Raw genomic sequence first — 23,252 nt, forward strand, 5'->3', positions numbered from 1 at the left:
GAATTGTCTTTAGCCGGAGTCACGGTCGCCACGATCTGGTCCGCCTTGACCAGCCCGCCCACCGCGACAGCTACATGCACTATCCCGGCCATGGGTGCTGTGATTTGGTGTTCCATCTTCATCGCTTCCACCGCGAGCAGCACGGCTCCAGCCTCCACCCGGTCCCCAGTTTTGGCGTTGACCACGGTGACGGTGCCCGGCATGGGGCTGCGCAGTTGCGGGTCGGCCGCGGCGTCCTCGCGTTCCAGCCCCGCCAGCATGCGTGCCGTGGCAGCATCACGATCCAACCGCTGAAGCGCAACACTCCAACCGCCGCTGCCCAGGAACACTGTCTCGCCGCGCATGCCCACGCTGTAGCCATCGAACGATCCGTGCACCTCCTGTGTCTCCCCGGCCAGCCCACTGACACGTACGACGCCGGACCCTTCCGCCCCGCTATTGTCCTCTGTGCCGCCGGGGGTCTGGGTGCCGCTGACCGTCACCACGCCGGTGCGGCCCGGGGCCGCCCAGCTACTGCGCCACGGTGCGGGATCGCCAAGCCGCCAGTTGTCGGTGCGCTGCCACGGGCCAGTCCCACCAAAGGCGTCGGAGCCGGTGTTCCCGGAGGCCGCGTCAAGGAGACCGTAAGGCCGCCCGCGGCCGTCGGTCGGGAAACGGCCGAGGGAATGCCGGTCCGGCGCCGGGCGAGCTGCACTTGTCCGCGCCACGATTGCCGCCGCGGCGTAGTCGGCGGCGGCAACGTGGCGGAAGGTCATGTCCGGCAGCTTGCGCTCGATGAGGTTGGTGTCGAGTCGCCCGGCCCGGACGTCGGTATCGGCCAGCAGCAGGCGCAGGTATTCCACGTTCGTGGGCACGCCGAGGACCACGTAGTCGCGCAGGGCTGCATCGAGACGTTCAAGAGACTGGGCCCTGTCGGTACCCCAGGCGATGACTTTGGAGAGCATGGGGTCGTAGTGCGCAGAGATCTCCAAGCGCCGTGCCAGCGAACTGTCAACACGCACGCCTGGACGGGCTGCGACGGATTCATCCAGCGACACAATGGTTCCGGTGGCAGGGAGGAACCCCTCGGCGGGGCTTTCCGCATACACGCGGGCTTCAATGGCGTGACCTTCAAGGCTCACATCGTCTTGGGAGAAGTCGAGCTTGTCCCCCGCGGCGATGCGCAGCTGCCACGCCACCAGGTCCAGAGCCTCGCCACGGACCCGGGCCACCATTTCGGTGACGGGGTGTTCCACCTGCAGGCGGGTGTTCATCTCCATGAAGAAGAATTCTTCGGGGTTGTCGTCCGAGACAAGGAATTCCACAGTTCCTGCACCCGTGTAGTTGACGCTCGCTGCCGCAGCACAGGCTGCGGCACCAAGTCGCGCACGGATAGCAGCACCGTCCGTCAAACCTGAGAGCAGGGCGAGGGCGCCTCCTCGATGACTTTTTGGTGGCGGCGTTGCAGCGAACATTCACGTTCACCCAGGTGGACCACATTGCCGAAGTTGTCGCCCAGGATCTGCACCTCGATGTGCCGGGGGTTGGCTACGAGGCGTTCCAGGAACAGTGTGTCGTCGCCAAAGGAGGCGGCGGCTACGCGCCGGGCGGTGGCCAGGGTGGCGGGCAGTTCCCCGGCGACGAACACGCTGTGCATGCCCTTGCCGCCACCACCTGCCGAGGGTTTGATGAGCAGCGGGTAGCCAATGTCCTCAGCAGCCGCGATCAAGTCGGCATCCGTGAGCCCGGGCTTGGAAATGCCGGGCACCACGGGGACGCCGGCGGCGGAAACATGGTTTTTGGAGCGGATCTTGTCGCCCATGACGTTCAGGGCCTCAATGTTGGGGCCGATGAACGTGATCCCTGCGGTTTCCAGCGCCTTGGCGAACTCGAGGTTCTCTGACAGGAATCCATAGCCGGGGTGGACGGCTTGGGCGCCGGTGCCCCGGCAGGCAGCGAGGACGGCCTCAATACTCAAATAGCTCTCGGAGGCCGCGGCGGGTCCGATGCACACGGCTTCGTCGGCTTCACGCACGTGGCGCGCTCCGGCGTCGGCCTCGGAATAAATAGCCACGGAGCGGATGCCCTGGGCTCGCAGGGTGCGGATGACGCGGCAGGCAATCTCGCCGCGGTTGGCCACCAGGACGGTGTCGAAGAGGACGGTGTCAAAAAGTGGTTTTTCACTACGTTCGCTCATGGTGGCGCTCACATCCTAAAGAGACCGAAGGAGGTCTCCGGCAGCGGGGTTCTGGCGCACACGTCCAGGGCTAGGCCCAAGATAGTACGGGTGTCGGCCGGGTCAATGATGCCGTCGTCCCAGAGGCGGGCGGTGGAATAGTAGGGGCTGCCCTGGTGCTCATATTGGGCCAGGATGGGTGCCTTGAATTCGGTTTCCTCGGCGGCGGACCAGTCGTGGCCGCTGCGTTCGTGCGCATCTCGCTTGACGGTGGCCAGCACGGAGGAGGCCTGGTTGCCGCCCATAACGGAGATCCGCGCCGCCGGCCACATCCACAGGAACCGTGGTGAGTAGGCGCGCCCGCACATGGAGTAGTTGCCAGCGCCGAAGGATCCGCCCACGATGACGGTCAGTTTGGGCACGCGCGCTGTGGCGACGGCCGTGACCATTTTGGCGCCGTGTTTGGCGATGCCGCCGTGTTCGTAGTCCTTGCCCACCATGAAGCCGTTGAGGTTTTGCAGGAAAATCAGCGGGATGCCGCGCTGGTCGCACAACTCGATGAAGTGGGCTCCCTTCAGGGCCGATTCGCTGAACAGCACGCCGTTGTTGGCCACGATGCCCACCGGATGGCCATGAAGCGTGGCGAAGCCGGTGACCAGGGTGGTGCCGTAGTTCTTCTTGAATTCGTGGAACTTGCTGGCGTCCACGAGCCGGGCGATGATCTCGCGGATGTCATAAGGCGTGTTGAGGTCCGTGGGGACCGCACCGTACAGCTCGGCAGGATCGACGGCGGGTTCCTTACTGTCCGCTACGGCCCAGGCGGGTTCCGGATTGGGCGGCAGTGTGGTCACGATGTCGCGGATGATGGCGAGCGCATGCTCGTCATTCTCTGCAAGATGGTCGACGACGCCTGAGATGCCCGCGTGCACCTCACCGCCGCCGAGCTCCTCTGCCGTGACGATCTCACCGATGGCCGCCTTCACCAGCGGCGGACCACCCAAGAAGATGGTGCCTTGGTTGCGCACAATGACCGTCTCATCGCTCATGGCCGGCATATATGCACCGCCCGCGGTACAGGAGCCCATGACGGCCGCAATCTGCGGGATCTTCCGGGCCGACATTTGCGCCTGATTGAAGAAAATCCTCCCAAAATGCTCCTTGTCCGGGAACACCTCATCCTGCTTGGGCAGGAACGCTCCGCCGGAATCCACCAGATAGATGCATGGCAGCCGGTTCTCCAGCGCAATCTCCTGCGCCCGCAGGTGCTTCTTCACCGTCAGCGGATAGTAGGTGCCGCCCTTGACCGTAGCGTCATTACACACCACCATGACGTGGCGGCCGGCAACCACGCCGATGCCGGCGATGACCCCGGCGCCGGGGGACGCGCCGTCGTACATCTCATGCGCGGCAAGGGGTGAAATCTCCAGGAACGGGCTGCCCTCATCGAGCAGGTGGTCCACCCTGTCCCGGGGCAAAAGCTTGCCACGGGAAACGTGGCGCTGGCGCGACTTTTCCGGCCCGCCCTGCGCCGTGGTGCGCATATGCCCGCGCAACTCCTCCACCAAGGCCCGCTGCGCAGCATCATTGCGCGCAAACGCCTCCCCGGCCGGCTCAATCTGGCTTTGCAAAGTCTCCATCGACCCTCATCTGCTCCGTGACAGCTACACTAAGTTAATAACCACTAACTGAGTTTCAGGTTAGTCTTTCTATTCTGTGATGTCCAGCACAGGGGGAGTTATGAGTTCACAACCAACCACAGCCCGCACGCAAGCCAAGGCCGAGCGTCGCACAGTGCTGCTGCGATCCGCCGCGGCCTTGTTCGCCCAGCGCGGCTTCAATGGCGTCTCCATCGAGGATCTGGGGGCCGCAGCCGGAGTCAGCGGGCCAGCCGTTTACCGGCACTTCGACGGCAAACAGGCACTGCTCGGGGCCCTGTTGGTGGAGGTCAGCCAGGACCTCTTATCCGGAGGCCGGGCCGTCCTCAACGCCACGCACGACGACGCCACCTCCCTGCGAGCGCTGGTGGCCTTCCATGTTGACTTCGCACTGAGCAAACCCGATGTGATCCGGGTTCAGGACAGAGACTTTGACAGCTTGGGCACCTCCGACAGGGCCGCCGTGAGGTCCTTACAGCGCGCCTATGTTGAGCTGTGGGTTGAGGTGTTGGGGAGGCTTTTTCCGGAGCGTGCCGTGACGGTGCGCCGCCTGCAAGCCCATGCGGTTTTCGGCCTCATCAACTCCACCCTTACAGTGTCCGCATCCACGGCGAGCAGGACGCCACGGCCCGGACCGTGCTTGAGGCCATGGCGTGGGCAGGGTTGACGGGCGCGTAGCCAGTAGGAACCTGTGGAGGAACGGAATCTGGCCATTATGGACCGAAGATCACAATGGTTCGCCTCATTCCCTTGAAGATCAGGGTCTGCACCGACGAAGATTAGCTCCGCATTTTCAACTTCTATCGAGTCACGTTCCATCGAGTCACGATGACGGACGGGCGAAGCTACACTTTCCCCGACAATCAGTCGCTCGAACATTGGTGGCCTGACCGAGATTGCCGCCGCTAATGGTCTACGCCGCCACTATAGTGGCGGCGTAGACCATTAGCGGCGGCATCAGCCGGCAGGATCGGAGGCGTAGACCATTACCGGCGGCATAAATGCAGCGCCGGAAAAATCCGGCGCTGCATTGTTGCAGGTGATTTTCACGTGCGCTTTGAACAGCAATCAGTGAGCTGCCGCCCCTCCGTGATGGGTCCCGGCACGCTCGTGCATGCTGGGCTGCAGTGCGAGCACACCAACAATCAGGGCCACGCCACCGGCGATCCAGGACGTCCATGCCGCACCCATGTGAGTTGTGTAGCCAACCAGCCACGGGGAAACAAACAACAGGGCTCCGAGGACCATCTGCACCCATTCAGCCACCGGTTGCCCGGGGCTCATCAGGTTCCAGATTCCCGATGCCATCAGCAGTACGCCGCAACCAATCATCATGACCATGGATCCGGATTGCTGAGTTGTCCACAGTGTTGACAGTGCAGCAACCAAGCCCGCGACCACGGCAACATAATCTTGCCAGCGATTCCACCTCTTCATTGATACCAACCTCCTTATGAGTTGGCTCCCAAAGTGGGGGTCACTTAAAATATACTTCCGACGCCACCGTCTATCCAGAGCCGAAAGGTTGCAATGCATATGCCATTCCCCCGAGCGGCTTGAGGCACCACAACTCCTCCCGACTTAGCCCAAAACCAGTGCCATGGCCGGGTCAGCCATCATGGCGCCAACATCCGCCAGGAAGCGCGATCCCTGCTCCCCGTCCACCAGCCTGTGGTCAAAGGAAAGGCTCAGGGTCATGACCTGCCGCAGGGCAATCCCACCCTCGTGCTCCCACGGCACACGGCGCACCGCACCAAGGGCCAAAATGCCAGCCTCACCCGGGTTCAAAATGGGCGTTCCGGCGTCAATCCCAAACACGCCAATGTTGGTAATGGAGAAGGTGCCACCGGCCAAATCCGTAGGCGGGGTCTTTCCATCTCGAGCCGTCTTCGCCAAGTCCCCCAATGCCACGGCGAGCGCGCGCAGTCCCAGATCCTGAACATCCTTGATGTTGGGCACCAGCAATCCGCGTGGTGTCGCCGCAGCAATACCCAGGTTGAGGTAGTTGTACGTGACAACTTCCGCCCGCTCTTGATCCCACCGCGAGTTAAGCGCCGGCTGACGTACGAGCGCCAGCGTCACCGCTTTGGCAGCCAGCGTCAGAGGGGTGACCTTCACGCCGTCGAACTCCTTGTGAGTGCGCAACTTGGCGAGGAAATCCATGCCAGCGGTGACGTCAACGGTCAGGAATTCGGTGACGTGCGGGGCCGTGAAGGCGCTTTCCACCATGGCCTGGGCCATGAATTTGCGGACTCCCTTGATGGGTGTGCGCACCTCTCGCTGGCTTTGCGCGGACGACGCCGCACCCTCCACCGGGCTCCCGGCACCTTGCGCGTGGTCCCCGGCAAAGGTGACCACATCCTCGCGGGTGATCAGCCCCCGCTCCCCCGTGCCCGTCAGTGACTCCAGCTCAATTCCCAGATCCCGGGCCAGCTTGCGCACCGGCGGCGTAGACCTGGGCCGGTCCGCCTGCATCCGGACATCAGGGACGTCTCGTGGCCGCACGGGCTGCACTTGAAGAACGGGTTGCACTGGAAGAGCGCGCCGGGCGACAGCATCCGACTGAGCGACCGGGGCGCTGCTGCTGGCGGGCCCGCCGGCAGCAGCAGTTGCTCGCGCCCGCCGCGCGGGACGTGCAGAGGTTTCCGGATCAGCGCCGTAACCTACCAGCGTAGGCACCCGCTTCGGAGCCTGCTCTTCGGGCCCGGTTCCCTTTGTAGGCGAAGTTGGCGCGCCTGTTGGAGCCGAGACCTCGAAGGCGATGATGACTTCGCCAACTTCCACCATGGTGCCGGGCTCATGCGTGATGGCCGTGACCACACCAGCGTAAGGAGAGGGCAGCTCCACCACGGCCTTGGCTGTTTCCACTTCGCCCAGAACTTGGTTCAGTGTCACGGTGTCACCCACACCCACTTGCCAGCTGACAATCTCGGATTCTGTCAGGCCCTCACCCAGGTCGGGGAGTTTGAATTCAGCGATCATCGTAGTCCTCCATGCCAGTCTGTGAGTTGGTGCGTCCCAAGGCGCGGTCAACGCCGTCGAGTATCCGGTCAAGGTCCGGGAGATGGTGCTTTTCCAGCTTGGACGGCGGGTATGGGATATCGAATCCGGTGACACGCACCGGTGCGCTTTCCAGGTAGTTGAAGCACCGCTCCGTGACGGTCGCGGTGATTTCAGCACCGAGTCCCATGGTCTTGCCGGCCTCATGAGCAATGACCAACCGTCCGGTACGCCGCACGGATTCAATCAGCGTCGGATAGTCAAGGGGTGAGAGCGAACGCAGATCGATGACTTCGATCGAGATTCCTTCATCGGCAGCGGCGCTGGCAGCGTCCATGGCGGTCTTCACCAAGGGTCCGTAGGCAACCAGGGTGACATCGGTACCGGCGCAGACCACACGCGCGGAACCCATCTCCGGAGCGGCCGACAACGGCGCAGCCAGATCCACCTCACCCTTGGTGTGGTAACGGCGCTTGGGCTCAAAGTAGAGAACCGGATCATCGCTGGCGATGGCCTGGCGCAGCATGGTGTAGGCGTCCTGGGGGCTGGAGGGGCTGATGACGCGCAGCCCCGACGTGTGCACAAAATAGGCCTCTGGTGATTCCGAGTGGTGCTCCGGGGAGCCAATACCGCCGCCAAAAGGTACGCGGATGGTCAGTGGCATCCGCACCTGACCATGGGTGCGCATGTGCAGCTTGGCCACTTGGGAGACGATCTGATCGAATCCCGGGTAAATAAAACCGTCAAACTGAATCTCGCACACGGGCCTAAAGCCTCGGTAGGCCAGGCCCACGGCGGTCCCGATGATGGCCGATTCTGCCAGCGGCGTATCGATGACGCGGTGGGAGCCAAAGTCCTTCATCAATCCGTCAGTGACACGGAAGACTCCGCCCAAGGTGCCAATGTCTTCCCCTAAAAGAACCACCTTGGGATCGTCTTCCATAGCCTTGCGAAGTCCGGCATTGATGGCCTGTGTCAGGCTCAGCTTGCTCATGATGCGCTCCCAACAAAAGAGCTCAGGTACCGCCGGTACTCCTCGCGTTGGCGATCAAGCACGGGATGGGGGTCAACATAAACGTTTTCAAAGGCGCTCAGGGGTTCCGGGTCAGGAAGGTTGATGCATCCATCCCGGAGCTCGGCGGCCACAGCGTCAGCTTCCGCTGCGATCGCAGCCTCAGCTCCGGCGTCGAGCATTCCAGCGTTAATTAGGTAGCTTCGCAAGCGCATGAGCGGGTCCTTGGCGGCCCATTCCTCCAGTTCGGTGACGCCGCGGTATCGGGTGGGGTCATCGGCGGTGGTGTGCGGGCCCATCCGGTAGGTGACAGCCTCGATAAAACTGGGGCCGCCGCCGGTGCGGGCGCGGCGGGCGGCCCAACGTGTGGCCGCCAAAACGGCTAGGACATCGTTGCCGTCCACTTGCAGGCTGGGAATGCCGTAGCCGGAGGCACGGCCGGCCAGTGGGAGGTGCGATTGCAGGCCCACAGGCTCGGAGATGGCCCAGTGGTTGTTTTGGCAGAAGAAAATCACGGGCGCCTGGAAGCTGGCAGCGAAAACCATGGATTCATGAACGTCACCCTGGCTCGTGGCGCCATCTCCCAAGTAGGCAATGGACAGGGATTCTTTGCCTTCCATAGCAATTCCCATGGCATACCCCGTAGCGTGCAGTGTCTGGGCTCCGATGATGATTTGCGGGGTGGCCATGTTGAATTCGTGCGGGTCCCAGCCGGTATTGGCGCTGCCACGCCAGGTGCTCATGATGCCGGCAAGGTTGGCGCCGCGGATATAGGCGACTCCGTTTTCCCGGTAGGTGGGGAAGATGAAATCTTCAGGATCGAGTGCTCTGACGGAGCCAATCTGGGCTGCCTCCTGCCCTAACAGCGGCGGCCACAGGGCTAGCTGACCTTGGCGTTGGAGAGCTGTGGCTTCAAAGTCGATGCGACGAATGACCAGCATGTCCCGGTACAACCCACGCAGAGTTTCATGGTCAACATCGCTGACAAAATCATCCAACAGCTCGTCGCTGTTGCGCTCCCCCGTAGCCGTAATGAGTTGGTGCATTTGCATGCCTGCAGGGACCGTGGTCCCCTGGCGCGAATCATTCATGGCGCTCGCCTCCTTGCGTGCTGACCGGACACATCCCTATGAGTGTGACCCTACTCACGTGCTACATGTGGTGCAATAACCAATAAAATAATTGAGCAAAGTGCGCAGGACACACTCACTCGACCGTGCTAATCTGCGCACTATGCCTCATATAAATGAACTTGACGGAACAGACGCCCGGATCTTGTTGGCGCTGATCGAGGATCCCCGGCAGACGGTGGTTGCCATGGCCGCGCAATTGGGACTCTCACGCAACACGGTCCAAGCCCGCATGGCGTCGCTGGAGAAGCGCCACGCCTTCTTGCCGTTTGACCACCGCATCAATGCCAGCACCCTGGGCTATCCGCTGTCGGCGTTCATTTCGGTCCATGTCCAACAGCAAAAACTGAGCGCTCTGGCGACGTCACTGGCAGCGATTCCTGAGGTTGTGGAAGCCCATGGCCTCAGCGGCCGCGCAGATCTCCTGGTGCGGGTGGTGTCCACGGGAGCGGAGGATCTCTTCCGCATCAACGGCAAGATTTTGGCCTGTGACGGGGTTGAACGGACCGAGACCTCGCTGGCCATGCAAGAACTAGTCCCTTTCCGCATGACCCCACTGTTGGAGCGGGATCTGAAAAAATAGTCCACACCCTCCCAATCCAGGCCGGCGTCTGCTCCGAACTACTGGCACGGGTTCATCATGAGCCTGTATCAGGACCGGACGAATCGTCATCACGATTTGTCCACGAAAAAGGAGTAATCATCATGCGCACTTCACCGAACAGGCTGCTGGCCACCGTCTTTGGCGCCGTCTATCTTTTGGTTGGAATCCTTGGGTTCTTCGTCACCAGCGGCATCGGATTCTTTGCCACCGAAGGCCGGAATTTGATCTTCTTTGAGGTCAATCCGCTGCACAACGTGATTCACTTGGCCATTGGCGCCGCCCTTCTTTTCGCCGGACTGGCCTCGACCACGGCTGCCAAGACCATGAACTCCACTGTAGGTTCCGTGTACCTGCTGGTAGGAATCGCCGGACTGTTCCTGCCCGGCACGGCCTTGAACATCATCGCCCTCAACGGCGCCGACAACGTGCTGCACCTGGGAAGCGCCATCGTACTGCTAGCGGTAGGCCTCTCACAGGATCGCGTCACCTCCTCCGCCGCGACTGCCTAACCGTGAAAACCGCCGAGAACACTGCTGGCAACACCGCCGGGCATGTGCGAGGACCATCAGCAACGGTTCAGCAACGGAGCCCCGAGGCTTCCGCCAATGAACCGGCGTGGCTGTTCACGTGCGTAGCTCTGCTGGGAATCGCCGCCTTATCGAGTGCGGCGGCGTCAAGTTTGCTGCCCGGACTCAGCGGAATCTCCGACGGCGTATCTTCCCCAAGCGGTAGCGGCACCCTCATGCTGGGGGTACTCGGCGTTTTCTCGGCCATCTACGGTCTGGTGGCCCTTGCCTACGGCCTCTGGGCATTGCGACATGGAAAGCTCCTCCGGGCTGACATTGTGCTTCTTGTCCTGTCACTCGCCGCGGGCGTCCACCTCATCGGTTTGCTGATGGAGCTGTGGCGGATGCCCGCTGCGGAGCGGACCTTCGACGCAACGCTTGCTGCGATGCTGGTTCTGGAACTCTCGGCAACGGCAGTCTTGGGCTGGCAACGCAATGCGCCACTGCGCAGGAGCGGCCTCGGAGCGAGCTCTCCGGCCTCTGCGGTTTCCGCTCCTGCCTCCACTACGGGTGCGGCAGGAGCGCCAGCGGCGGCGGCACCGACGGCGGTTACCAAGCCCCGATCAGCGGCTGCAGTGGTGGCGACACTCTTTGCCACCTCACTGTTCGTTGCCGCGTTGACCACTGTTGGCATGGCCGCATCAACGGCAGGTGAGCTTGCCGTCCCCCACTCGGGCCACAGCGATTCCATCCACAACAACCATGACAGCAACGTGGTACCCGCGAACATCCAACGACTGAAGGACCAAGAGCACCACCACTAATACGGTCATCCAAAACACCGTACATGCCGCACCAGAGCGCAAAAGGCCCCGTCCGCCGTCGTAATTATGACGGTGAACGGGGCCTTTGCTGCGACAAGCTGCAAACTAGTGGTCGGAGGCCTTCTCGGCTCCAACGCCGGTGAGTGAACGGACGTCCATCTCAGCCTGGATGCGCGGATCCTCGGTGTTCTTATCCAGCACCGTGCCCAACCAGCCCAGGAAGAAGGCGAGCGGGATGGAGATGATGCCAGGGTTCGCCAGCGGGAACCAGGAGAAGTCGGCGCCGGGGATCATGGCCTTCTCGTTGCCGGAAACCACCGGGGAGAACGCGATCAGCAGGATGGCCGAGGCCAGACCGCCGTACATGCTCCACAGGGCGCCCTGCGTGGTGAACTTCTTCCAGAACAGCGAGTAGATGATGGTGGGCAGGTTGGCGGAGGCAGCAATGGCGAAGGCCAGCGCAACCAGGAAAGCGATGTTCTGACCGTTGGCCAAGATGCCGCCGCCAATGGCGACCAGGCCGATCACAATAACGGTGCGCCGGGCAACCTTGACTTCCATTTCCGGCTTCGGATCGCCCTTGACGATCACGTTGGAGTAGATGTCGTGAGCGAAGGATGCGGCTGCGGTGATGGTCAACCCGGCCACCACTGCCAGGATCGTGGCGAAGGCAACGGCAGAGATGAAGCCAAGCAGGATCGGGCCACCAATAACGAATGCAAGCAGCGGAGCCGCAGCATTCACGCCGCCGGGAGCGGACAGGATTGCATCCTTACCGATGAGTGCACCGGCGCCGTAACCCAGCACCAAGGTGAAGATGTAGAAGCCACCGATGAGCCAGATGGCCCAGACCACGGACTTGCGAGCTTCCTTGGCGGTGGGGACCGTGTAGAAGCGCATCAGTACGTGCGGCAGAGCCGCGGTACCGAGTACCAGAGCCAGGGCCAGCGAGATGAAGTCAAGCGGGGCCTTGCCGTAGGCGGCGCCCGGGTTCAGTAGCGCCTCACCAACGCCACCTTCATTGATGGAGGTCTGAACTGCGGCATCCATGAGCGTGGAGAGGTTGAAGCCGTGCATGGCCAGCACAATGATGGTCATGATGGCAGCGCCAATGATCAACAGGAATGCCTTGATGATCTGGACCCAGGTGGTGCCCTTCATGCCGCCAATCAGTACGTACACGATCATCAGCACGCCAACTACGGCAATGACCACGTTCTGGCCTGCCTTGTTGGAGTTGTCCAAGCCGAGCAACAGTGAAACCAGACCACCGGCGCCGGCCATCTGCGCCAGTAGGTAGAAGAAGCAAACCACCAGCGTGGTGGTCGCTGCCGCAATGCGCACGGGGCGCTGCTTCAGGCGGAAGGAGAGGACATCGGCCATGGTGAACTTGCCCGTGTTGCGCAGCAGTTCAGCAACCAGCAGCAGCGCCACCAGCCAAGCGACCAGGAAGCCAATGGAGTACAAGAAGCCGTCGTAACCGTTGACGGCGATGGCTCCGGTAATACCCAGAAAGGAAGCAGCCGAGAGGTAGTCGCCGGCGATGGCGGTACCGTTCTGACCGCCGGAGAAGGACCGGCCTGCCGCGTAATAGTCTGCCGCCGTCTTGTTGTTGCGGCTGGCCCGGAACACCACAATCATGGTGATGGCAACGAACCCAACGAAGATCAGAATGTTGATCCAGGAGTTCTCTTTTGTTTGCTCACTGAGCGTCTTTGCCAGTGGTGCTGCGGTGGTAAGTGCTGAAGACAGGCTCATGAACTAAACCTCTTCCGTGGTCATGCCGGCTGCTTCGATCTGGCTCTCGAGCCGGGTACGAATGACTGCAGCTTGCGGATCGAGCTTGCGGTTGGCGTACGTGACATACCAGGTGGTGATGCCGAAGGTGGTGACGAACTGCAACAGGCCTAGGATCAAGCCAATATTGAAGTTGCCCCAAACCTTGATGGACATGAAGTCATGGGCGTAGGCGGCCAGTAGAACGTAGGCGAAGTACCAAACTAGAAAGCCAATGGCTACGGGGAAGACAAAATTCCTATGGGACTTCTTGAGCTGCTTGAACTCTTCTGAATTCTGTTCAGCTATAAAGTCCACCGGACTCTGATTACTTGCGTGGGCTGAATTACCCATCATTCCTCCTTGAGTGATGCGATCCCCTTTACTATGGAGTGCTCCAGGTCACATTAATGAGCGCTTTGCACCTTGCCGCGGTGAATGGCATTGTCGGTGCGCCGAACGGTGACTTGGCAGCTATTCTTTACAGCATGCCCACTCCCCTGCTGAGCGAATCCACCCTCTTACTCATTACCGCCATCGCCGTGGTCGTGGCTGCTGCGGCCGTGGTGGCAGCAGTGGGCTTCCGGCTCTCAAGTTCGCACCGGGAACTTGGCACCGAGGCTGAGCACGCCACCTTCGCGGCGCTCCATTCAGCTGCCGCAGCCGGCGAACAGCTAAGAAACGGACTTGAGCCAGCGGGCGCTCTGAAGGCGAGCAAGCAGCTACGAACGCTGCTCAATTGTGCAGCCTTCGCGATGACCGACGACGCCCGTCTCTTGGCCTGGGATGGCACCGGCGCCGCGGCCAGGCAACCCGAGTCCGACGTCGTCATGGGCATTGTGGCGAAAGCGCTCAGCAATGGCAGGACTCAGGTAGCCAACCTGGACCAGCCCCTACGCGTTGCCCTTGGCCTGGCACCGGACAGTGATCTGAAGGCTGCCGTCATTTGCCCGCTCAAGGTTGATTCCCGGGCCGTCGGGTGCGTCATGATCCTGTCAAAGTCACCCACAGCCGGTCTGGTGCGCGCAACGAATGAAGTGGCGGCCTGGGTCTCAGCTCAGCTGGAATTGGTTGAGCTGAGCGCCTCGCGGACGTTGCTTGCCGAAGCGGAAGTACGCGCCCTCCGCGCCCAAATCAGCCCGCATTTCATCTACAACTCGCTCAACGCCATCGCCTCTTTCATCAACACCGATCCGCAGCGAGCCAGGGACCTGGTGGTGGAGTTCGCCGACTTTACCCGTTACTCGTTCCGCCGCCACGGGGACTTCACCACCCTGGCCGAAGAACTCCGCTGCATTGACAGGTACCTGCTGCTGGAAAATGCCCGGTTCGGTGACCGGCTCCAGGTCAGCTTGCAAATTGCCCCCGAGGTCCTGAGCACAGTCATCCCGTTCCTGAGCCTGCAGCCCCTCGTGGAGAACGCGGTCCGGCACGGGCTCGAGGCCAAGGTGGGCAAGGGCTTGGTGCAGATCAGTGCCAGGGATCTGGGCGCCTACACCGAGGTTACTATCGAGGACGACGGCGTGGGGATGGACCCCGAACAACTGCGGCTCGTTTTGGCGGGGCGCCACGATGGGACGCACGTGGGACTGCGCAATGTGGACTCGCGCTTGCGCCAGGTCTACGGAGATGACCATGGGCTCACCATCGACACCGGCGTGGGGCACGGCATGCTCATCACCATGACCGTCCCGAAGAACCAGCCAGGCAATGACGCCTAGGGCTTGACAGCTCGCAAGCTCGCGCTGGGGCCCTCCTCCGTTAGCGCCTAACCTCCTCCCACCGCTCGCAAGCTCGCGCTGGGGCCCTCCTCCGTTAGCGCCTAACCTCCTCCCACCGCTCGCAAGCTCGCGTTGCGGCCCTCGGAGGTTAGGCTTAGCCCCATGATTAATGTCCTGGTCGCCGATGACGAGTTGCCCGCGGTGGAAGAGTTGGCGTTTCTTTTGGGTCGCGACCCACGGATAGGCACCATTCACCGGGCCATGAGCGGTGCCGCAGCGTTGGCGCTGCTGGCCGTACATACTGTCGACGCGGTGTTCCTGGACATTCACATGCCAGGGCTCTCTGGGCTGGAGTTGGCAGAGGTGATTGGCCGGGGAAGCAACCCACCCGTCGTCGTGTTTGTGACCGCCGACGACGACCGGGCTCTGGAAGCCTTCGAACTGGCCGCCGTAGATTACCTCCTCAAACCACTGCGGACCGAACGGTTGACCCGCACCGTGGACCGGGTGGTGGAGCTGGTTGCCCACCCCGCAGTGGCTGCCGAAGACGTGGAGATGATCACCGTGGATCAAGGTGGCATCAGCCGGATCATCAGGCTCGACGAGGTCAAGTTTGTTCAGGCTCAGGGCGACTACGCCCGGTTGCACACGGCCGAAGCCAGCTACCTCATCCGTGTCCCGTTGACAGATTTGGAATTACGCTGGGCCGACTCTGGATTTGTCCGCATCCACCGCTCCTATCTGGTGTGCATGGCGTTTGTCACTGCGTTGAAGCTCAGCGCTGCCAAACCAACAGTGTCGGTGGGCAACGCGGTTCTGCCCGTCAGCCGCAGGCATGTGCCAGTATTGCGCGAACATTTACAGGCCACCCGCGTGCGGCCGGCACCGTGAATATCGGCCCCAGCCGCCCCCCGGCACGGGGCCGCGTCAGAGTGGCAGCGCCGCGAACTCAGGCCCGGCACGTCTTCGCCGAAACCAGCGTTTCACAAGAAGTTGCTGAACAAACGGCCGTGGGAGAGGTCATGGTGCAGTCCCTGATCCGCTCCCAATTGCGGCTGGGATTGGTGGTCACCGCCGGTTTCATGGCCTCGCTCCTAGTCTGCTGGGCCTTGGTGCGCTGGGTACCACTTTTCGCAGATTGGCGAATTCTGGGCGTCCCCGCGCCGTGGCTATTGCTCGGGGTAGGTGCATATCCCATCATCGGCATCTGTGCTTGGCTTTATGTCAGGGCTGCAACGAAGAATGAAGATCAGTACCGGGATTTGGTGGAGGAAAAATGAACCCGGCCATTGGATATGCGGCACTAATCGTGGTCTCTGTGGTCACAGCCGCCATTGGCTTTTACGGTCTGCGAGTCTCCCGCACCACCAGCGACTTCTACGTGGCCTCACGCACCGTCAAACCCTGGTGGAACGCATCAGCCATTGGCGGGGAGTACCTTTCAGCCGCAAGCTTCCTGGGCATCGCCGGCCTGATCGTCATCTCTGGAATCGATGCCCTGTGGTTTCCTATCGGCTACACCGCTGGCTACCTGATGCTGCTGTTCTTCGTGGCAGCACCTCTGCGCCGCTCCGGGGCCTACACCATCCCCGATTTCGCCAAGGCAAGACTCGAATCCAGCACCGCCCGGTATGTCACCAGCATTCTGGTCGTCATAGTGGGCTGGTTTTACATTGTGCCGCAATTACACGGGGCCGCTCTCACCATACGGACCACCACCGGCCTGCCATCGTGGGTGGGCGCCGGGGCTGTGGTGATGGTGGTGGTTCTGACGGTAGTCACGGGCGGTATGCGGTCCATCACGTTTGTGCAGGCCTTCCAATACTGGCTCAAGCTCACTGCCTTGGCCGTCCCCATCATCTTCATCCTGCTGACGCTTAGTAGCGGTGGCAGTGGGGTCACTATCCCGGCCGGTACGGAGTTGTTCCCGCCGCCTGAAGCCATCGACGGCGGCTCAACGTACCGAACGCTTTCCTTGCTTATTGCGCTGCTCTTTGGCACGCTCGGTCTGCCTCACGTCCTAGTGCGGTTCTACACCAACCCCGACGGCGCAGCAGCCCGCCGCACCACCTTGATAGTTCTGGGCTTGCTCTCCATTTTCTACCTATTCCCCACCATCTACGGGGTGCTGGGAAGAGTGTTCCTGCCCTCGCTTGCAGAGGGTGGCTCACCAGATGCCACAGTGCTTTTACTGCCGGGTGCGCTAATTGGTGGTCTGGCCGGAGACTTACTTTCGGCCCTTGTGGTGGCTGGTGCCTTTGCGGCGTTCCTGTCCACGACATCCGGCTTGGTGGTCTCGCTGGCAGGTGTCATCAGTCAGGACCTACTGGGCGGAAGCGTGAAGGGTTTCAGGCTCGCAGCCGTCCTTGCCGCCATGGTGCCTTTCGGCTTTGCCATGATGACCGATTCGCTGGCCTTGGCAGGCAGTGTGGGCCTCGTCTTTGCATTCACGGCTTCCACCATCTGCCCCTTACTGTTGCTGGGGATCTGGTGGCGCGGACTTACAGATGCGGGTGCGGTTGCCGGGATGCTCACAGGGGCGGTGCTGTGCGGCGCCGCCATCCTGGCAGGCTCACGAATGGGCATGGACTCACCGTGGCGCGATGTCCTGACGCAGCCCGCGGCGTGGACCGTGCCGGCCGCCTTTATAGTCACCATTGTGGTATCAAAGGCGACAAAGCACCGTCAAAGCGCATCGCTCTCACGGTTCATGACGAAACTGCATGTGCCAGAGCGGCCTCTGGCCCATGAGAAACCCAAGTCATAGGCCAGCTGAGCTTAGATGTTGCTACTTTCCAGGTACCGGGTCAATCGAAGCCATAAGCTCCACTACACGGTCAAGGAATGCGTCGACTTGGCTCTCTTCATAGCCGTCGCCGCCTCGTGCGGGGGCAAACACGGCACGGCGCACAACATCAACGCTGAGCTCGCCGTTGTCTTCAATGTAGACAAGAAGTTCGCGGCACAGCAAGTCCACGTCCTCAATGCTGTAGCTTTGTGCGTTGCGCTTGGATGGGCGCCGGAAGCGCTCCCCGTCGGGACGGTGCAGGCGGGCGCGCAGCACTGACGCTGTCTTGCCAATCTTCATCATCCAGGCCTTTTCGCCTTGGTCTGCGATCAGCAGTTCCTTTTCACGCAGGACAAACTCATCTTCGATCCGGTCCATGGCGGCGTCCACGGCCTGAGCATTGTAGCCGCCTCGGGCGGGATCAAAGGAGGCCGTACGCACGTCGCGGCTGGTGATGGCCTTGCCGTGAGTATCTGTGTTCAGGAAGTAGGCGCGGGCGCGCTCCAAGAACACGTCCACTTGCTTGACGTTGTACCCAACGTCCTTTGGACCCACCAGTTTGAACTTGGAGTTGGTCCGGGTTGTTTCTTCCACAGTCACAGTCATTCCTTGAATTTTTCTCGTCAGAGGTGCAACTCACGCTGCATGGCACGGAGTTCTTCTCTTAGAACCGGCCTAAAACAGTAAAAATGGCGTAGGCCACTGGAGCAGCGAACAAGATGGAGTCCAGCCGGTCCATGACTCCCCCATGGCCAGGCAGGAGGTTGCTCATGTCCTTGACACCGAGTTCGCGCTTCACCATGGATTCGGCGAAGTCTCCTCCAGTTCCGGCAAAGACCATGCCGATGGCCAGAGCTAAGCCCACCCACCAGTGCTGGTCAAGGAGGAATACTGTGGCGGGAATGGCTACTAAGGTAGCCCCACCCAAGGACCCGGCAAATCCTTCCCAGGATTTTTTCGGACTAATTTTTGGTGCCATGGGGTGTTTACCAAACAAAACACCCACCAAGTAACCAAAGGTATCGTTGGCCACCACCAGCAGGAGCATGATGATCACCTGAACCACTCCTGGGTTCACATGGGCCAGATCGAGCGTCAATCCGGTCGTTGGTCCGTCTTCACCGCGCAGCATCAAGAAAACAAAGCTCAGCAGGAAGGGTATCCACATCAGGGTGAAAACACCGGACAGGATGCTCTTAACGGCACCCGGCTCCGGATCCAAAGAACGCCACAAGACAGTGGCACCCGCGCTGGCCACGAGAGCGAACAGCAGGCCTTCAGAACCCGCAAAGTACGCTGCTGCCGGCATAGCCAAAGCGCCTGCCATGACAGGAGTCAAGGGAGCCTTGATCCCCCGTCCGGCAATGGCGCGTGTAACTTCCCAAACACCAACACACGCAAACACCGTGGCTACCACGACAAAAGCAACGGGGAAGAAGAGCATGGGACCAAGCACTAGCACCAGCAAGATGACGCCAACGGTGATGGCCGCGGGAAGGTCGCGTCCAGCCTTAGGGGTCCGCGGCACCTTCAGTGCTATGGCACCAGCAGGCATTCCCGCAATGGGACCCCCGGGAACCGGGATGACTGGGATGCCCGTAACCTGCAAAGCAGAGACCGGACCCGGTGCGGCACCTGCCATAACGGGCACAACCTCTTCCGGGGCCGCTGCCTCGGCGAGGCCTGCAGCGGTGTCATCGTCAAGAACTACATCGACGACCGCGATCTTAGCCACAACAACCGACTCAACCGTGTCGGTGGCAGTTGCTGTGCCGCCATGAGCGGCACTAGACGCGGCGTCATCCGTGCCGTTCTCAGGGGCAGTATCCGTGCCGCTATCCTGGCTGGCCTGGGAATCTTCGGCTGCTGCCGCTTTTTCCTGCTCTTGCACTGTGGATGGCGTGGCGGGTTCTGCCTGCTCGATCTTCTCAGACGAGCTAACGGTGGATTGCTCAGTAACGGAAACATCGGTGCCGTCACTATCAGTGATGGAAGCGCCCGCAGCCGAAGTTTGCCCCGCTGCTTTCTTGCCGTCTACTGCCACGTCTGCTGTCACGTCAGAAGAGTCGGCACCGTTGGTCTCGGCCACTGAAGCCTCGGAGCCGGAGGCCTCGACGCTGGCGGTGCCAGAGGCACCTGGGCGCGTGCCGCCGTCGTCCTTCTTAGAGCCGTCGTCCTTCTTAGGAAGCTGAACAGCGTCCTCGGAAACGGAAGCCTTCGAATCAGTTGATTCCTGCTCCGCTACCGCGGTGTCCACGGGCGCAGAAGTCTCAGGCACGCTCTTTTTGGGCACGATGATGGGAATCATGCCAGTCAGTTCAGCCTGACGGCGGGCTTTCCGAGAAGGAAATTGATAGTTGGCTGGCGACGGGACCAGCTCGACGTCCGGATTTGACGCGGCCGGCTCCTTGTCGGAACCGGCCGGCGTGCGCTTTGGGTCCTTCATTAGACCTCGAGAAGCTCGACTTCCTTGCGCTTGAGCAACTCATCGATGTTCTCCGTGTGAGCCTTGGTCAGCGCGTCCAATTCCTTCTCGGCGCGGTTGCCCTCATCTTCGCCAGCGTCGCCATCCTTGACCAGCTTATCCAGCTGCTCCTTGGCCTTGCGACGTATGTTGCGGACGGAAATCTTGGCGTCTTCACCCTTGGTGCGGACAACCCTGACGTATTCCTTGCGACGTTCGGAGGTCAGTTCCGGCATCATGATGCGGATGACGTTGCCGTCGTTGGACGGGTTGGCCCCAACTTCGGAGGAGCTCAGAGCGCGCTCGATGTCGTGCAGGGCCGTCTTGTCGAACGGGGTGATGAGCAAGGTGCGGGCTTCCGGGACGGCGAACGATGCAAGCTGCTGCAACGGCGTCGGCGAACCGTAGTACTCCACCATGACCTTGTGGAACATGGCTGGGTTGGCACGGCCCGTACGAATGGCGGAGAAGTCCTCTTTGGCGACCTCAATGGCCTTATCCATCTTCTCTTCGGCCTCGAGCAAAGTATCTTCGATCACGCGTCTCTCCCTCAATAAGTGTCTCTACTACTTTCCGCGGCACATGCCCACGGCAATTCTGAAACCATCCTACCGTGACGGGCGCGCCGCAGCGCCCCGCCCACCGGTAGGTCTCAAGGATATTTACGGGGTGACCCGGGTACCCAGTTCTTCGCCGAGGATGGCGCGGGCAACATTGCCTTCACCTTCCATGCCGAAGACCAACATGTTCACGTTGTTGTCCTTGCACAAGCTGAAGGCCGTCTGGTCCATGACGCGGATGTCACGGGCCATGGCTTCGTCGTAGCTGAGGCTGTCCAGCTTGACGGCGGTGGGGTCCTTTTTGGGGTCTGCGGTGTAGACGCCGTCAACACCGTTCTTGGCCATGAGGACCACGTCAGCGTGGACTTCCAGCGCACGCTGGGCAGCCACGGTGTCGGTGGAGAAGTACGGCAAACCGGCCCCGGCGCCGAAAATGACCACGCGGCCCTTTTCCATGTGACGGATGGCACGCCGCGGGATGTAGGCTTCGGCAACCTGACCCATGGTGATGGCACTCTGGACACGGGTGTCCACGCCTGCCTGCTCGAGGAAGTCCTGCAGCGCCAGGCAGTTCATGACGGTGCCAAGCATGCCCATGTAGTCCGCGCGGGAGCGGTCCATACCGGAAGCCGAGAGTTCGGCGCCGCGGAAGAAGTTGCCGCCACCTACAACAATGGCCACCTCCACCTGGCCGACGGTGCTGGCGATCTGCTTGGCAATGCCGCGGATGGTATCGGGATCAACACCGAGCTTGCCTGCGCCAAAGACCTCGCCGGAGAGCTTCAGCAACACACGACGGCGTTTGGTGGCCCCCGCTGTAGGTGCTGCGCTGCTCTGCTCTGTCTGCGAAATATTCGTGGTCATAGTGCCTTCCGTGGGTACAGATATTTGGCTGCTGGTGTTGGGGTGTTCTTGATACCAACTGCTACGTGCCGTTGTGCTTGATGCCTGATACAGGCTACATTCGCGCTACGCCGGGCGGTACCGGCGCAAGGGGTGCGTCTAAGATCATATCCGATGCTTGGGCGCAAAGAAGGGGCAACCGCAGTTTGCGGCCACCCCTTCTTCGTCACATCCTTGTTAGCGCACTCAAGGGTGCGGTTCACAATTGTGTAATTATGCTCCGACGCGGAAGCGTGCGAAGGCAACAGGCTTGACGCCAGCTTCGGACAGAACAGCGGCAACGCTCTTCTTGGAATCCTTAGCGAAGGGCTGGTCAACCAGAACGATTTCCTTGAAGAAGCCGGTCAAGCGGCCTTCAACGATCTTCGTCATGGCAGCTTCAGGCTTGCCTTCTGCCTGTGCGGTTTCTGCAGCGATGCGGCGTTCGCTTTCGACGACGTCAGCAGCAACTTCGTCGCGGGTCAGGAACGTCGGGGACATTGCAGCAATGTGCACGGCTACGTCGTGAGCGACTTCCTGGTTGTCACCGTCAATAGCGAACAGCACGCCAACCTGGGCCGGGAGGTCCTTGGAAGTCTTGTGCAGGTAAGCGTCAACAGTTGCACCCTCAATGCGGGCCAGGCGGCGGATGGCAACCTTTTCGCCCAGCAGTGCGCCGGCTGCAATGACAGCCTCAGACATGGGCTTGCCGTCAACGTCAACAGCCAGCAGGGTCTCAACATCGGCCGCACCGGAGGAGACCGCCGTGGCCAGAACCGTGTTGGCGAATTCGATGAAGGGAGCAGCCTTGGCAACGAAGTCAGTTTCGCAGGCGACCTCAACCATGACGCCAACGCCGTTTTCAACAGCTGCGGCAACGAGGCCTTCAGCAGTTGAGCGGCCTTCGCGCTTGGTTGCACCCTTGAGGCCCTTGATGCGGATGAGCTCCATGGCCTTGTCGGCGTCGCCGTTGGCCTCGTCGAGAGCCTTCTTGACGTCCATCATGCCTGCGCCCGTGCGCTCGCGCAGAGCCTTAATATCAGCGGCGGTGTAGTTCGCCATATGAACTCCTCAGAATAAATGTTTGAGTATGTAAATCAGTTTTAGGCCAGTTCTGGCAGGACCGCTGTGCCTTGTAAGCGGCGCGATCCTGCCAGTACCTGATTCCTTGGGTGGCAACTCAGACGGATGAATCCATCAGGGTTACCGGGAAAAGATTCTTACTTCTCGGTTGCAGCTTCGGCGGGAGCCTCAACAGCAGCCTCAGCGGCCGGTGCTTCAACAACGGCTTCAGCGGCCGGTGCTTCAACAACGGCTTCAGCGGCCGGTGCTTCAACAGCAGCTTCAGCGGCGGGTGCCTCGAGGAGTTCGCGCTCCCACTCAGCCAAAGGCTCAGCCGGTGCTTCGGTGTTGCCGGTTGCCTTGTTGTTGCGGGCGATCAGGCCTTCTGCAACAGCATCGGCGATAACGCGGGTCAACAGTGCAACGGAGCGGATGGCGTCGTCGTTACCCGGGATCGGGAAATCAACTTCGTCAGGGTTGCAGTTGGTGTCCAAGATGGCAACAACGGGGATCTTCAGCTTGTGTGCCTCGTCGATGGCGAGGTGTTCCTTCGGGGTGTCAACAACCCAGAGCACGGACGGTGCCTTGGTCAGGTTGCGGATACCACCGAGGTTGGTCTGCAGCTTGGTGAGTTCACGCTTGAGGAGCAAGAGCTCCTTCTTGGTGTGACCCGAGGAAGCAACATCTTCGAAGTTGATCTCTTCGAGTTCCTTCATGCGAGCAATACGCTTGGAAACCGTCTGGAAGTTGGTGAGCATACCGCCCAACCAGCGCTGGTTTACGTAAGGCATGCCAACACGAGTGGCCTGCTCTGCGATGGCTTCCTGAGCCTGCTTCTTGGTACCGACGAAGAGTACGGTTCCGCCGTGTGCAACGGTGGACTTCGTGAACTCGTATGCGCGGTCAATGAAGGACAGTGACTGCTGCAGGTCGATGATGTAGATGCCGTTGCGCTCCGTCAGGATGAATCGCTTCATCTTCGGGTTCCAACGACGGGTCTGGTGTCCAAAGTGGACGCCGCTGTCAAGCAGCTGGCGCATTGTTACGACGGGCATGCCGACGCTCCTTTTTGATAATTTACGGTTATTTAGCCTTGGTTCCAGCGGTTTCCCG

21 protein-coding genes and 2 pseudogenes are annotated in these 23,252 nt (G+C 61.1%); 8 read left to right on the forward strand and 15 right to left on the reverse strand.

The features are described 5' to 3' along the window. Positions 1-83: 83 nt before the first annotated feature. From AS189_RS21340 to AS189_RS15350, 3 genes and pseudogenes are all read right to left on the reverse strand, one after another. A pseudogene (locus AS189_RS21340) lies at positions 84-1,454 on the reverse strand (biotin/lipoyl-containing protein); the annotation flags it as partial. Then, entirely contained in the window at positions 1,388-2,176 is a 789-nt protein-coding gene (locus tag AS189_RS21345) for a biotin carboxylase N-terminal domain-containing protein (RefSeq protein ID WP_424580710.1), read from the reverse strand. The gene AS189_RS21345 and the pseudogene AS189_RS21340, both read right to left, overlap by 67 nt. 8 nt (positions 2,177-2,184) lie before the next feature. Beyond that, a complete protein-coding gene (locus AS189_RS15350; protein ID WP_062290768.1) occupies positions 2,185-3,792 on the reverse strand; it encodes a carboxyl transferase domain-containing protein in 1,608 nt (535 codons plus the stop codon). 79 nt (positions 3,793-3,871) lie between these two features. Here AS189_RS15350 and AS189_RS15355 point away from each other — a divergent pair. After that, a pseudogene (locus tag AS189_RS15355) lies at positions 3,872-4,488 on the forward strand (TetR/AcrR family transcriptional regulator). A gap of 390 nt (positions 4,489-4,878) precedes the next feature. On the opposite strand, the gene AS189_RS15360 reads toward AS189_RS15355, so the two are convergent. The 4 genes from AS189_RS15360 to pdhA all read right to left on the reverse strand — a co-directional run bounded on the left by AS189_RS15360 (position 4,879) and on the right by pdhA (position 8,913). Continuing rightward, positions 4,879-5,247: an SPW repeat protein gene (locus AS189_RS15360; protein ID WP_062290772.1), complete on the reverse strand. Its 369-nt coding sequence runs from the start codon at positions 5,245-5,247 to the stop codon at positions 4,879-4,881. 144 nt (positions 5,248-5,391) lie between these two features. Continuing rightward, positions 5,392-6,792, reverse strand: coding sequence for a dihydrolipoamide acetyltransferase family protein (locus AS189_RS15365; protein ID WP_062290774.1), 1,401 nt, complete (start codon positions 6,790-6,792; stop codon positions 5,392-5,394). Next, on the reverse strand, positions 6,782-7,804 hold the full coding sequence (locus tag AS189_RS15370; protein WP_062290777.1) for an alpha-ketoacid dehydrogenase subunit beta: 1,023 nt from the start codon (positions 7,802-7,804) through the stop codon (positions 6,782-6,784). The genes AS189_RS15365 and AS189_RS15370 overlap by 11 nt, the downstream gene beginning before the upstream one ends. Beyond that, entirely contained in the window at positions 7,801-8,913 is a 1,113-nt protein-coding gene (gene pdhA, locus AS189_RS15375) for a pyruvate dehydrogenase (acetyl-transferring) E1 component subunit alpha (RefSeq protein WP_062290780.1), read from the reverse strand. The genes AS189_RS15370 and pdhA overlap by 4 nt, the downstream gene beginning before the upstream one ends. Before the next feature lie 151 nt (positions 8,914-9,064). Between pdhA and AS189_RS15380 the strand changes: the two genes are divergently transcribed. From AS189_RS15380 to AS189_RS15390, 3 genes are all read left to right on the forward strand, one after another. Next, the gene (locus AS189_RS15380) at positions 9,065-9,535 is read left to right on the forward strand and encodes an Lrp/AsnC family transcriptional regulator (RefSeq protein ID WP_129587424.1); all 471 of its coding nucleotides are present in this window, start codon (positions 9,065-9,067) and stop codon (positions 9,533-9,535) included. Between the two features lie 122 nt (positions 9,536-9,657). Then, positions 9,658-10,065: a DUF4383 domain-containing protein gene (locus AS189_RS15385; RefSeq protein WP_062290789.1), complete on the forward strand. Its 408-nt coding sequence runs from the start codon at positions 9,658-9,660 to the stop codon at positions 10,063-10,065. 2 nt (positions 10,066-10,067) lie between these two features. Next, entirely contained in the window at positions 10,068-10,886 is an 819-nt protein-coding gene (locus AS189_RS15390; protein WP_062290793.1) for a hypothetical protein, read from the forward strand. A 105-nt stretch (positions 10,887-10,991) separates the two neighbouring features. Here AS189_RS15390 and AS189_RS15395 read toward each other — a convergent pair whose 3' ends face one another. Then, positions 10,992-12,644 (reverse strand): solute symporter family protein, encoded by a 1,653-nt coding sequence (locus tag AS189_RS15395; protein ID WP_062290798.1) that lies wholly within the window; start codon positions 12,642-12,644, stop codon positions 10,992-10,994. 3 nt (positions 12,645-12,647) lie between these two features. Next, positions 12,648-13,016: a DUF485 domain-containing protein gene (locus AS189_RS15400; RefSeq protein ID WP_062290801.1), complete on the reverse strand. Its 369-nt coding sequence runs from the start codon at positions 13,014-13,016 to the stop codon at positions 12,648-12,650. A 149-nt stretch (positions 13,017-13,165) separates the two neighbouring features. Between AS189_RS15400 and AS189_RS15405 the strand changes: the two genes are divergently transcribed. From AS189_RS15405 to AS189_RS15420, 4 genes are all read left to right on the forward strand, one after another. Then, the gene (locus tag AS189_RS15405) at positions 13,166-14,383 is read left to right on the forward strand and encodes a sensor histidine kinase (RefSeq protein WP_062293821.1); all 1,218 of its coding nucleotides are present in this window, start codon (positions 13,166-13,168) and stop codon (positions 14,381-14,383) included. 162 nt (positions 14,384-14,545) lie between these two features. Beyond that, positions 14,546-15,274 (forward strand): LytR/AlgR family response regulator transcription factor, encoded by a 729-nt coding sequence (locus AS189_RS15410; RefSeq protein ID WP_062290804.1) that lies wholly within the window; start codon positions 14,546-14,548, stop codon positions 15,272-15,274. A 41-nt stretch (positions 15,275-15,315) separates the two neighbouring features. Beyond that, the gene (locus AS189_RS15415; RefSeq protein ID WP_193393489.1) at positions 15,316-15,663 is read left to right on the forward strand and encodes a hypothetical protein; all 348 of its coding nucleotides are present in this window, start codon (positions 15,316-15,318) and stop codon (positions 15,661-15,663) included. Continuing rightward, a complete protein-coding gene (locus AS189_RS15420) occupies positions 15,660-17,150 on the forward strand; it encodes a cation acetate symporter (protein WP_062290806.1) in 1,491 nt (496 codons plus the stop codon). Before AS189_RS15415 ends, AS189_RS15420 begins: the two co-directional genes overlap by 4 nt. A gap of 21 nt (positions 17,151-17,171) precedes the next feature. Here AS189_RS15420 and AS189_RS15425 read toward each other — a convergent pair whose 3' ends face one another. From AS189_RS15425 to rpsB, 6 genes are all read right to left on the reverse strand, one after another. After that, complete coding sequence (locus AS189_RS15425; protein WP_129587299.1) at positions 17,172-17,777, reverse strand: DivIVA domain-containing protein; 606 nt, start codon at positions 17,775-17,777, stop codon at positions 17,172-17,174. Between the two features lie 58 nt (positions 17,778-17,835). Next, positions 17,836-19,617, reverse strand: coding sequence for a phosphatidate cytidylyltransferase (locus AS189_RS20880; protein WP_237759880.1), 1,782 nt, complete (start codon positions 19,615-19,617; stop codon positions 17,836-17,838). Next, positions 19,617-20,174: a ribosome recycling factor gene (gene frr / locus AS189_RS15435; protein WP_062290813.1), complete on the reverse strand. Its 558-nt coding sequence runs from the start codon at positions 20,172-20,174 to the stop codon at positions 19,617-19,619. The genes AS189_RS20880 and frr overlap by 1 nt, the downstream gene beginning before the upstream one ends. A 123-nt stretch (positions 20,175-20,297) precedes the next feature. Continuing rightward, a complete protein-coding gene (gene pyrH / locus AS189_RS15440) occupies positions 20,298-21,059 on the reverse strand; it encodes a UMP kinase (protein ID WP_082634349.1) in 762 nt (253 codons plus the stop codon). A 252-nt stretch (positions 21,060-21,311) separates the two neighbouring features. Next, on the reverse strand, positions 21,312-22,139 hold the full coding sequence (gene tsf / locus AS189_RS15445; RefSeq protein ID WP_062290816.1) for a translation elongation factor Ts: 828 nt from the start codon (positions 22,137-22,139) through the stop codon (positions 21,312-21,314). A gap of 158 nt (positions 22,140-22,297) precedes the next feature. Further along, a complete protein-coding gene (gene rpsB, locus AS189_RS15450; protein WP_062290820.1) occupies positions 22,298-23,194 on the reverse strand; it encodes a 30S ribosomal protein S2 in 897 nt (298 codons plus the stop codon). Positions 23,195-23,252 lie beyond the last annotated feature (58 nt).

Source organism: Arthrobacter alpinus, from assembly GCF_001445575.1.
GTDB lineage: Bacteria > Actinomycetota > Actinomycetes > Actinomycetales > Micrococcaceae > Specibacter > Specibacter alpinus_C.

Bases quoted from the DNA above. Each gene is read 5' to 3' on its own strand.
- AS189_RS15395 (WP_062290798.1), bottom strand. From the start codon at position 12,644: ATGAGCCTGTCTTCAGCACTTACCACCGCAGCACCACTGGCAAAGACG.
- AS189_RS15365 (WP_062290774.1), bottom strand. From the start codon at position 6,792: ATGATCGCTGAATTCAAACTCCCCGACCTGGGTGAGGGCCTGACAGAA.
- AS189_RS15420 (WP_062290806.1), top strand. From the start codon at position 15,660: ATGAACCCGGCCATTGGATATGCGGCACTAATCGTGGTCTCTGTGGTC.
- pyrH (WP_082634349.1), bottom strand. From the start codon at position 21,059: ATGACCACGAATATTTCGCAGACAGAGCAGAGCAGCGCAGCACCTACA.
- rpsB (WP_062290820.1), bottom strand. From the start codon at position 23,194: ATGCCCGTCGTAACAATGCGCCAGCTGCTTGACAGCGGCGTCCACTTT.
- AS189_RS15360 (WP_062290772.1), bottom strand. From the start codon at position 5,247: ATGAAGAGGTGGAATCGCTGGCAAGATTATGTTGCCGTGGTCGCGGGC.
- tsf (WP_062290816.1), bottom strand. From the start codon at position 22,139: ATGGCGAACTACACCGCCGCTGATATTAAGGCTCTGCGCGAGCGCACG.
- AS189_RS15385 (WP_062290789.1), top strand. From the start codon at position 9,658: ATGCGCACTTCACCGAACAGGCTGCTGGCCACCGTCTTTGGCGCCGTC.
- AS189_RS15350 (WP_062290768.1), bottom strand. From the start codon at position 3,792: ATGGAGACTTTGCAAAGCCAGATTGAGCCGGCCGGGGAGGCGTTTGCG.
- AS189_RS15425 (WP_129587299.1), bottom strand. From the start codon at position 17,777: ATGACTGTGACTGTGGAAGAAACAACCCGGACCAACTCCAAGTTCAAA.
- AS189_RS15370 (WP_062290777.1), bottom strand. From the start codon at position 7,804: ATGAGCAAGCTGAGCCTGACACAGGCCATCAATGCCGGACTTCGCAAG.
- AS189_RS15410 (WP_062290804.1), top strand. From the start codon at position 14,546: ATGATTAATGTCCTGGTCGCCGATGACGAGTTGCCCGCGGTGGAAGAG.
- AS189_RS21345 (WP_424580710.1), bottom strand. From the start codon at position 2,176: ATGAGCGAACGTAGTGAAAAACCACTTTTTGACACCGTCCTCTTCGAC.
- AS189_RS20880 (WP_237759880.1), bottom strand. From the start codon at position 19,617: ATGAAGGACCCAAAGCGCACGCCGGCCGGTTCCGACAAGGAGCCGGCC.
- AS189_RS15400 (WP_062290801.1), bottom strand. From the start codon at position 13,016: ATGGGTAATTCAGCCCACGCAAGTAATCAGAGTCCGGTGGACTTTATA.
- pdhA (WP_062290780.1), bottom strand. From the start codon at position 8,913: ATGAATGATTCGCGCCAGGGGACCACGGTCCCTGCAGGCATGCAAATG.